Genomic DNA, 8,660 nt, shown 5'->3' with positions numbered 1-8,660 from the left:
GGTCACATGCCGCAGCTGCGCTGACCGGCTGAAGCTGCGGGTTTCCGCAAGACTGACGAAATCTTCAAGCCACTTGGTTTCCATCGGTGCATTATCCGCGCGCGGGCTACACCGTGCTGGCCGCTGGCATGAGGGTTTACACAGTGCTGACGCGGCGCACCAATGGTGTGCATGCATAGCAACCCATCGCATAATAGAAAGCGGCGCCTACAGCGCTCAGCGTCGAGGCCCCTGGTGCACAACACTGCCGGGCAGGGCGACCCGCATGCTCCCGTGTTTGTTCTCCTCCTTCCCCTGCCCCATGTCCTCCTCCTCCCCCCAAGGGCCTGCGACCGACGCACTGCCCGGCGCCGCGAGTCCCGAGGCCGAGCCCCGCTCGCTGCGCCTTGAAGACTGGCTCACCGTCATCGTCATGGCGGCCCTCGCACTCATCACCTTTGCCAACGTGCTGGTGCGTTACTTCACCAACTCCTCGTTCGCCTGGACCGAAGAAATCTCGGTGTTCCTGATGATCGCGCTGGCGCTCATCGCAGGCTCAGCCGCCGTGGCACGTGACCAGCACATCCGCATCGAGTACTTTGCCGAGGGCGGCTCTGCCCTGCGCAGCAAGCGCCTGTCCATGCTGGGCGCGGCCACTGTGGCCCTGCTGTTTGGCGTCATCGCCGTTCTGAGCGTGCGCGTGGTGTGGGACGACTACAGCTTTGGCGAAACCTCCCCCGGCATCGGCGTGCCGCAGTGGTGGTATTCGATCTGGCTGCCCGTGTTCTCGGCGCTCATCACGGCACGCGCCATCGGGCTGTTCATCCGCCGCAGCCGCGGCGCGGTCAGCGATGCCGCCCCGGCGCACAAGGATGCGCAACCATGATCGCCACGCTGCTGTTTGTGGCCTTTCTGGGCCTGATGTTTGTGGGCGTGCCGATTGGCGCCGCGCTGGGCCTGGCCGGAGCCGCCGCCATTGCGCTGGCTAACGCCGACAGCCAGTGGTTCGGCCTGCTGGCCGTGCCGCAGAACTTCTACGCCGGGCTGGGCAAATACCCGCTGCTGGCCATCCCCATGTTCGTGCTGGTGGGCTCCATCTTCGACCGCTCGGGCGTGGCGCTGCGCCTCGTGAACTTTGCCGTGGCCATCGTCGGGCGTGGCCCGGGCATGCTGCCGCTGGTGGCCATTGCGGTGGCCATGTTCCTGGGCGGCATCTCGGGCTCGGGCCCGGCCAATGCCGCCGCTGTGGGCGGGGTGATGATCGCGGCCATGTCGCGCGCGGGCTACCCGCCCTCGTTCTCGGCCAGCGTGGTGGGGGCCGCTGCGGCCACGGACATCCTGATCCCGCCCTCGGTCGCGTTCATCATCTACTCGGTGCTGGTGCCCGGCGCCTCGGTGCCCGCGCTGTTTGCGGCTGGCATGATCCCCGGCATCCTGGCAGGCGTGGCGCTCATCGTGCCCGCCGTGTGGATGGCGCGCAAGCACAAGATGGGCGCGCTCGAAGCCACCATGCCCCGCCCCCCATTCTGGAAGAGCCTGCGTGAGGCCACCTGGGGCCTGGCCGCGCCGGTGCTGATCCTGGGCGGCATGCGGGCCGGTTGGTTCACGCCGACGGAAGCCGCCGTGGTCGCGGTGTTCTACGGCCTGTTCGTGGGCATGGTGATCCACCGCACGATCAAGGTGCGCGATCTGTTCCCCATCTTGCGCGAATCGGGCGAGCTGTCCGCCGTGATCCTCATCGTGGTGTCGCTCGCGGGCATCTTTGCGTATTCGCTGTCCACACTGGGCGTGATCGACCCGGTGGCCAACGCCATCGTGAACTCGGGCCTGGGCGAGTACGGCGTGCTGGCACTGCTCATCGTGCTGCTGATCACGGTGGGCATGTTCCTTGACGGCATCTCGATCTTCCTGATCTTCGTACCGCTACTCTTGCCCATCATGCAGCACTACAAATGGGACCCGGTCTGGTTCGGCGTGATCCTTACCCTGAAGGTCGCTCTGGGCCAATTCACCCCCCCGCTGGCCGTGAACCTGATGGTGTCTTGCCGCATTGCCGGTGTGCGCATGGAATCGACCGTGCGATGGGTGGGCTGGATGCTGTTCGCCATGTTCCTCGTGATGGTGGCCGTGATCGCCTTCCCGCAACTGGCCCTGTGGCTGCCCGCCAAACTGGGCTACTGACCCCTTAACGACGAATTTCTAACCAGGAGACTGAAACAATGAAACTGCGCACCTTCCTCACTTCCGCCGTGGCCGCTGCCGCCGCCCTGGCGTTCACCGCCCCGGCCGCCATCGCGCAGACCGCGTACAAGAGCGAGTACCGCATGTCGCTGGTGCTGGGCACGGCCTTTCCCTGGGGCAAGGGCGGCGAGCTGTGGGCCAACAAGGTGCGCGAGCGCACCCAGGGCCGCATCAACATCAAGCTCTACCCCGGCGTGTCGCTGATCCAGGGCGACCAGACGCGCGAGTTCAGCGCCCTGCGCCAGGGCGTGATCGACATGGCCGTGGGCTCCACCATCAACTGGTCGCCCCAGGTCAAGCAGCTCAACCTGTTCTCGCTGCCCTTCCTGTTCCCCGACTACGCTGCCGTCGATGCAGTGACGCAAGGCGACGTGGGCAAGCAGATTTTCCAGACGCTGGACAAAGCAGGTGTCATGCCGCTGGCCTGGGGTGAAAACGGATCCAGAGAAGTCTCTAATTCCAAACGCCCAATCAAAACGCCGGACGATTTGAAAGGGATGAAGATTCGGATTACCGGCTCTCCACTGTTTATTGATACCTTTACAGCGCTAGGTGCCAACCCCACACAAATGAGCTGGGCAGATGCACAGCCGGCCTTTGCCAGTGGTGCTGTAGATGGCCAAGAAAATCCACTTGCTGTCTATCAGGCCGCTAAGCTGCATACCGTGGCCCAAAAGCACATCACCATCTGGGGGTATGTGGTGGACCCGCTGGTCTTTGTGGTGAACAAGGACATCTGGAAGAGCTGGACCCCCGCTGATCGAGAGATCGTGAAGCAGGCGGCAATTGAGGCGGGCAAGGAACAGATCGCTATTGCCCGCAAAGGCGTGGTCGAGGCCGACAAGCCCCTGCTCAAGGAAATCGCCGCCAACGGCGTGACCGTCACGCAGCTGTCAGCCGCTGAGCGCGACGCGTTCGTGAAGGCCACGCGCCCCGTGTACGAAAAGTGGAAGGGCCAGATCGGCGCCGACCTCGTGGGCTCTGCCGAGAAGGCCATTGCTGCACGCAAGAAATGACCCTTGAGTGGGCCCGTCCGTCACCGGTGCGAGCAGTCGCCCGGTACATGCCAAAGCCCCGCCATGGCGGGGCTTTTTGCTGGGTAGACCGGAAAACGGGCCCTGGTGCTGCATCCGCCATGAAACTATTAATTTGATAGCAACACAAGCATATTGCACTAGCGCTACCGGCCACTTTCACTTCAAACCATCGGGAACTGGGTGCTTGACCGCGTTTTTGCGCAGCTTGTGCTCCACTGCCTCCGCCAGGTCCACGCCCGCATGGTCCGCGAGCTGCAGCAGGTACAGCAGCACGTCGGCCACCTCATCGGCAATGGGCTCCTTCAGCGCCGGGTCCTCACGCACGGCGAGCGACTGTTCCGGCGTCATCCACTGGAAGATCTCGGCCAGCTCGGCCGCCTCGACCATCAGCGCCATCGCCAGGTTCTTGGGGGTGTGGAACGGCTGCCACTGCCGCTCCGCCGCAAACGCGCGCAACCGGGTCTGCAGCGCCGTCAGATCGACAGACATTCCATTGCTCCTGATTCAATAGCTAACAACGCATATTCCACTAGCGCTATCGACCTGCACGGCCCCAAACCGGTCACACCGGCGTGACCGGCGCCTCACCCGCCAGATGGCGCCGGGCGTTCTCCATGAACCGGTCCACCGAGGCCTGCACCGCCTCGGGCGACCAGCCCGCCACATGGGGCGTGAGCACCACGTTGTCCAGGTCCAGCAGCTCGGCCGGAGGGGCGGGCTCGCTCTCGTACACATCCAGCCCTGCGGCGGCAATACGGCCGTCGCGCAGCGCTGCGGCCAGGGCGGTGGTGTCGATCACGCTGCCGCGTGCGATGTTGACCACCACGCCCCGCGCGCCGAGCGCCGTCAGCACGTCTGCGTTGACCAGGTGCCTGGTGCCCGCGCCGCCCGGCGTGGCGACCACGAGGAAGTCCGCCCATTCGGCCAGCGCGGTGACATCGGCAAAGTAGCGGTAAGGCACATCGGTGCGTGCACTGCGGTTGTGGTAGCCCACCTCGATCTCGAAGCCCAGCGCGCGCTGGGCAATCTTCTTGCCGATGGTGCCCAGGCCGATGATGCCCAGCCGCTTGTGCGACACGTTGGGCGGCAGCGGCAAGGCCGTGCGCCAGATGCCGGCGCGGGTGGCCTTGTCCAGCGGCAGGATGCGGCGCTGCGCCGCGATCAGCAGGCCCCAAGTGTGGTCGGCCACGCAGTCGTCGTTGGTGCCTGCACCGGTGGCCACCACAATGCCGCGCGCCTTGGCATGGGCCACCGCCACGTTCTCGTAGCCTGCGCCCAGTGCGCAGATGAGTGTGAGCGCGGGCAGCGCATCGATCTGCGCCGGGCTCAGGCCCACCGCACCGATGGTGAGCACCACACGCACGCGGCTGCCGTGCTGCGCGATGGCGGTGGCGGCCTGCGGTGCATCGGGGGCGTAGATCACTTCAAAGGTCTGGGCCATCTGGGCGATGTGCTCTTCAGACAAAAACATGAGGGCGAGAAGGACGGGCTTCATGGATTACAAATCGCGAAACAAATAAAAGAGAGAGGGATGCCGCTCAGGCGGCAGCATCGCTTTGCTGGAGCGACCACATGCTGGCGTAGCGGCCGCCGAGGGCCAGCAGCTGCGCGTGCGTGCCGCGCTCGATGATGCGGCCCGTGTCCATGACCAGGATCTCGTGCGCGTCCACCACCGTGGACAGGCGGTGGGCAATCACCAGCGTGGTCTTGTTCTGCGCCACGCCCTGCAGCTCGGCCTGGATGGCGCGCTCGTTGGCGGAGTCCAGCGCGCTGGTGGCTTCGTCAAAGATCAGGATGGGCGGGTTCTTGAGCAAGGTGCGGGCAATCGCCACGCGCTGCTTTTCACCGCCCGAAAGCTTGAGCCCCCGCTCGCCGACCATGGTGGCGTAGCCCTTGGGTGTGCTGGCGATGAAGTCGTGGATGCGCGCGGCGCGGGCGGCGGATTCGATCTCGTCCTGCGTGGCGCCAGGGCGGCCATAGGCGATGTTGTAGGCCACGGTATCGTTGAACAGCACCGTGTCTTGCGGCACGATGCCAATGGCCTGGCGCACGCTGGCCTGCGTCACGCTGCGGATCTCCTGCCCCGCAATGGTGATGCGCCCCTGCTGGATGTCGTAGAAGCGGAACAGCAGCCGCGCCAGCGTGCTCTTGCCCGATCCCGAGGGCCCCACCACCGCCACCGTCTTGCCCGCCGGGATCTCGAAACTGATGCCTTGCAAGATGGTGCGCCCGCCCTTGGCGTCATAGGCAAACACCACGTCCTCGAAACGCACGGTGGGCTGGTCCAGCCCCGCCAGCGGCTGGGCGCCAGGGGCGTCAGCCACCTCGCGCTCCTTGTCCATCAGCGTGAACATCTTGTCCAGGTCGGTCAGGCTCTGCTTGATCTCGCGGTAGATCACGCCCAGAAAGTTGAGCGGGATGTACAGCTGGATCATGAAGGCATTGACCATGACCAGGTCGCCCAGCGTCATGCGGCCATCGACCACGCCCTGCGTGGCGCGCCAGAGCATGGCCACCAGGCCCACAGCAATGATGAGCTGCTGGCCGGTGTTGAGCAGCGACAGCGTGGTCTGGCTTTTCAGCCGCGCGCGGCGCAGGCGCTCCAGGCTTTCGTCATAGCGGCGGGCCTCGAAGCCTTCGTTGTTGAAGTACTTCACCGTCTCGTAGTTGAGCAGCGAATCCACGGCCTTGGAATGCGCGGCCGAGTCGAACTCATTGGCCTCGCGGCGGAACTGGGTGCGCCACTCGGTCACCAGCACCGTGAAGAGGATGTACAGCGCCAGCGCCGCCAGCGTGATCCACGCGAACCAGGCGTCGAACTTGATGGCAAGCACCGACAGCACCAGCACCACCTCGACCAGGGTGGCAACCACGTTGAACAGCGTGAACGAGATCAGCGACTCGATGCCGCGCACACCGCGCTCGATGTCACGCGTCATGCCACCCGTCTGGCGCTCCAGGTGAAACCGCAGGCTCAGGGCGTGCAGGTGCTCAAAGGTCTGCAGCGCAATCGAGCGCGCTGCGCCCTGCGTGGCTTTGGCAAACACCAGCTCGCGCAGCTCGGTGAACAGCGAGGTGGACAGCCGCAGCGCGCCGTAGGCCACCAGCAGCCCCACCGGCACCACCAGCAGCGCGGCGGGGTCGCCCGGCTTCAGGCTCATGGCATCGACCAGCGTCTTGAGCAGGATGGGCACGCCCACGTTGGCGAACTTGGCGCCCACCATGAAGACGATGGCGGCTATCACGCGCCATTTGTATTGCCACAGGTAGGGCAGCAATCGGTGCAGGGTGACCCAGTCCGACTGGACCGGTGCGGGACTGGCGGCCATGCCACTGGCGGTGGCACCGGGCGCGTTGGCGGCGGCAGGGGGGGAGGTTTCGCCGTGGTGGCGCATGGGGGACAATTCCGGTTGTTGTTTTTACCGACCTGGCTGATGCCCAGGTGGCTTTTTCAGGGCGCGAGGCCTTGTGAAACCACCGGTTTCCCCAAGGATTGGCTCAGCCCCAACCGAGATTGTGCCCATGTCTGCCGTTTTCAGCCCACCACCCGCCGCATTGCCCACCGACAAGGAGCTGGTGCTCAAGGTCATCCCCATGCCCGCCGACACCAACGGCAATGGCGACATCTTTGGCGGATGGGTGATGGCGCAGGTCGACCTGGCGGGCTCCGTGCTGCCCGCGCGCTACATCCAGGGCCGCATGGCCACGGTGGCGGTCAATGAATTCATCTTCAAGCAGCCCGTGCGCGTGGGCGACATCCTGTCGTTCTTCTCGGCCATCACGCGCGTCGGCAACACCTCGGTCACCGTGGAGGTGGAGGTGTATGCCGAGCGTTTTTCTGCCCAGGGGCAGTATGTGAAAGTGACGGAGGCGCGACTGACCTATGTGGCCATCGACCACCAGGGCAGGCCGCGCCCGGTGCCCAAGCACAACGCGCCTGCGTGAGCCACCGAACGGAATCGAACGGACTGACCGCGCCTATCGCGGCGCGGCTGTGAATGCAGATCAGGCTGCCAGCGCGGCTGGCTCAGCCCTCAAGGGGGCTGCTGCCCGCTGTGTGCTGCTGGACGACGATGCGGAAAAACCGGCCTCGATCTCTCCCGCCAGCTGTCCACCCTCTTCCACCACCAGCTTGCCGTAGCGGATCTTGCCGTTGACCTTGCCGGTGCTGTAGATCACCAGCTTTTGCCGCACGGTGAGCGTGCCGTTGAACTCGCCGTGGATCTCGGCAATGTCGATCTCAGCCGAGCCCTTGAAGGCGCCGTGCTCCGAGATCTGGATCACGCGCGAATCCATCGTGGCCTCGACCGTGCCTTCGACCACGAGCGTGTCGCAGTCGGTGATCTCTACGCCCTTGAGCTTGATGTTCGGGCCCACCGTGAGCTTGCTGCCCGAGCTGTCGCTGGCACTGGCCGACTTGGGGGCAGCCGGAGCAGGCGCCGGCTGCGCAGATGCAGCGCTGCTGGACGCCGTGCCGCCCAATACGGAGCCTGAGGTGGTGCTGCTGCGGGGTTGGAACGACTCGGGTTCACGCTTGCCAAAGAAAGGGTTTTGCACGGCCATCAGATCTCCTTGAAAAGAGAGTCATCGTAGGTTTCGTGCCCCGGGAAAGATGCCTTCGTTACGCAAGAACGGTAACCAAACGGTTCTCTCGTAGCATGCGCTTGCAAGGCTTGCGGGATCACACATCCCGCGCACGGCAGCACGCCCGGATCAAGAAACGATGTACGCCGCAGCCCCCGCCGACATGATCTGCCCATCCGGCCCCAGAAACTCCATGCGTGTCGTGGCGACACGCGAGCCCAGCCGCAACACCTGCGCGCGCAGCTCAAAGTGGCTGCCAATGCCCGGGCGCAGGTAGTCGATGCGCAGGTCAATGGTGCCCAGCTTGGCAAAGCGGTGCAGGCGCTGCTCGGGCGGCTCGTCCAGATGTTTGGCGCCAATCGCAGCCATCACGGCCAGGCCGCCCATGGCGTCGAGCCCCGCACTGATCACGCCACCGTGAATACGGTTGTAGGCGTAGTGCCCCACCAGGTCGGGCTTCATGTCAATGCGTCCCACCACGCCGTCAGGCGCCAGGGCGGTGACCTTGAGCCCCAGGACCTGGTTGAACACGATCTTTTCTTCAAAGATGGACTTGAGCCCGGCGATGAACTCGGGCTCAAAAGCCTGTGGCTGGGGGGAAATGGTTTTGCTCATGGTGTGCTGTGTGCGGACCTGCAGCGCGCTGCGCCCACCGGTCCGATGACTCCTGTTTTTATAGCTGCTGGCGCTTGATACACCAGCACCTCGAGGCATTTTGACTTAAAACTGGCCGTGGCGTCCCTGCCCAGCCGCAAACCGCGAGGCGCCACGCAGCGCGTCGGCCAGGCATTCGCGGCCACCCGCCCACTCCTGCAGCAA

General features: G+C 64.9%; 9 protein-coding genes. 4 read left to right on the top strand and 5 right to left on the bottom strand.

What is annotated here, in order from left to right:
- The first annotated feature begins 301 nt into the window (after positions 1-301).
- The 3 genes from DBR23_RS12815 to DBR23_RS12805 are packed head-to-tail and all read left to right on the top strand — an operon-like array spanning position 302 to position 3,236.
- A complete protein-coding gene (locus DBR23_RS12815; protein WP_056059347.1) occupies positions 302-865 on the top strand; it encodes a TRAP transporter small permease in 564 nt (187 codons plus the stop codon).
- On the top strand, positions 862-2,160 hold the full coding sequence (locus DBR23_RS12810) for a TRAP transporter large permease (RefSeq protein WP_108498501.1): 1,299 nt from the start codon (positions 862-864) through the stop codon (positions 2,158-2,160). The genes DBR23_RS12815 and DBR23_RS12810 overlap by 4 nt, the downstream gene beginning before the upstream one ends.
- A gap of 38 nt (positions 2,161-2,198) precedes the next feature.
- The gene (locus DBR23_RS12805) at positions 2,199-3,236 is read left to right on the top strand and encodes a DctP family TRAP transporter solute-binding subunit (RefSeq protein WP_108498500.1); all 1,038 of its coding nucleotides are present in this window, start codon (positions 2,199-2,201) and stop codon (positions 3,234-3,236) included.
- Positions 3,237-3,413: 177 nt separating this feature from the next.
- Here the strand turns inward: DBR23_RS12805 and DBR23_RS12800 are convergent, their stop codons facing one another.
- The 3 genes from DBR23_RS12800 to DBR23_RS12790 form a co-directional block, all read right to left on the bottom strand.
- Positions 3,414-3,746 (bottom strand): nucleotide pyrophosphohydrolase, encoded by a 333-nt coding sequence (locus DBR23_RS12800; protein WP_108498499.1) that lies wholly within the window; start codon positions 3,744-3,746, stop codon positions 3,414-3,416.
- Positions 3,747-3,819: 73 nt separating this feature from the next.
- Positions 3,820-4,752 carry a 2-hydroxyacid dehydrogenase gene (locus DBR23_RS12795; RefSeq protein ID WP_108498498.1) on the bottom strand — a complete coding sequence of 311 codons (933 nt, stop codon included), beginning with the start codon at positions 4,750-4,752 and terminating at the stop codon, positions 3,820-3,822.
- 43 nt (positions 4,753-4,795) lie between these two features.
- A complete protein-coding gene (locus DBR23_RS12790; RefSeq protein WP_108498497.1) occupies positions 4,796-6,652 on the bottom strand; it encodes an ABC transporter ATP-binding protein/permease in 1,857 nt (618 codons plus the stop codon).
- Positions 6,653-6,779: 127 nt separating this feature from the next.
- On the opposite strand from DBR23_RS12790, the gene DBR23_RS12785 reads away from it, so the two are divergent.
- Positions 6,780-7,202 (top strand): acyl-CoA thioesterase, encoded by a 423-nt coding sequence (locus tag DBR23_RS12785; RefSeq protein WP_015012492.1) that lies wholly within the window; start codon positions 6,780-6,782, stop codon positions 7,200-7,202.
- Between the two features lie 60 nt (positions 7,203-7,262).
- Here DBR23_RS12785 and DBR23_RS12780 read toward each other — a convergent pair whose 3' ends face one another.
- The gene (locus DBR23_RS12780) at positions 7,263-7,820 is read right to left on the bottom strand and encodes a polymer-forming cytoskeletal protein (protein WP_108498496.1); all 558 of its coding nucleotides are present in this window, start codon (positions 7,818-7,820) and stop codon (positions 7,263-7,265) included.
- Between the two features lie 150 nt (positions 7,821-7,970).
- Entirely contained in the window at positions 7,971-8,456 is a 486-nt protein-coding gene (locus DBR23_RS12775; protein ID WP_056059361.1) for a thioesterase family protein, read from the bottom strand.
- Positions 8,457-8,660: the final 204 nt, after the last annotated feature.

It is taken from the genome of Acidovorax sp. HMWF018 (assembly GCF_003061035.1).
In the GTDB taxonomy this organism is placed as follows: domain Bacteria; phylum Pseudomonadota; class Gammaproteobacteria; order Burkholderiales; family Burkholderiaceae_C; genus Acidovorax; species Acidovorax delafieldii.
The sequence above is the reverse complement of the archived record's forward strand: the minus strand, read 5'-3'. Positions and strand labels throughout refer to the sequence as shown.

Excerpts from the sequence above, each read along its gene's own strand:
- DBR23_RS12815 (WP_056059347.1), top strand. The coding sequence starts at position 302 with ATGTCCTCCTCCTCCCCCCAAGGGCCTGCGACCGACGCACTGCCCGGC.
- DBR23_RS12810 (WP_108498501.1), top strand. The coding sequence starts at position 862 with ATGATCGCCACGCTGCTGTTTGTGGCCTTTCTGGGCCTGATGTTTGTG.
- DBR23_RS12805 (WP_108498500.1), top strand. The coding sequence starts at position 2,199 with ATGAAACTGCGCACCTTCCTCACTTCCGCCGTGGCCGCTGCCGCCGCC.
- DBR23_RS12800 (WP_108498499.1), bottom strand. The coding sequence starts at position 3,746 with ATGTCTGTCGATCTGACGGCGCTGCAGACCCGGTTGCGCGCGTTTGCG.
- DBR23_RS12795 (WP_108498498.1), bottom strand. The coding sequence starts at position 4,752 with ATGAAGCCCGTCCTTCTCGCCCTCATGTTTTTGTCTGAAGAGCACATC.
- DBR23_RS12790 (WP_108498497.1), bottom strand. The coding sequence starts at position 6,652 with ATGCGCCACCACGGCGAAACCTCCCCCCCTGCCGCCGCCAACGCGCCC.
- DBR23_RS12785 (WP_015012492.1), top strand. The coding sequence starts at position 6,780 with ATGTCTGCCGTTTTCAGCCCACCACCCGCCGCATTGCCCACCGACAAG.
- DBR23_RS12780 (WP_108498496.1), bottom strand. The coding sequence starts at position 7,820 with ATGGCCGTGCAAAACCCTTTCTTTGGCAAGCGTGAACCCGAGTCGTTC.
- DBR23_RS12775 (WP_056059361.1), bottom strand. The coding sequence starts at position 8,456 with ATGAGCAAAACCATTTCCCCCCAGCCACAGGCTTTTGAGCCCGAGTTC.